Raw genomic sequence first — 267 nt, forward strand, 5'->3', positions numbered from 1 at the left:
TCGATCGAAGCGGATTCGATTGAAGCAATGTCGCGAGCGCTCGACGCCGCGCCGCTCGATCTCGGCTTGCATACGCGCATGCTCGCGGCCCTGCGCGCGGCTCACGACGTGGCGGGCAGCGCCGCGCACGAACTGGCGCTCGCCGCGTTCGGCATGCTCGGCACGACGCACGGCGATCATGCCACGCATCAGCCCACCCCGCAGCACGCGCTCGTGCTCTACAACATCGCGACCGTCTACGCGATGAACGGACGGCGCAAGGAAGCG

The 267-nt window shown here is 68.5% G+C and carries 1 protein-coding gene; it reads left to right on the top strand.

Going from position 1 to position 267, the window contains the following annotated elements; genetic code table 11:
• Positions 1–267: hypothetical protein (locus tag R2R70_RS20630; RefSeq protein ID WP_410978995.1), on the top strand; the 267-nt coding region annotated here is incomplete at both ends.

Source organism: Cobetia sp. SIMBA_158, assembly GCF_046566945.1.
Lineage (GTDB): Bacteria > Pseudomonadota > Gammaproteobacteria > Pseudomonadales > Halomonadaceae > Cobetia > Cobetia amphilecti.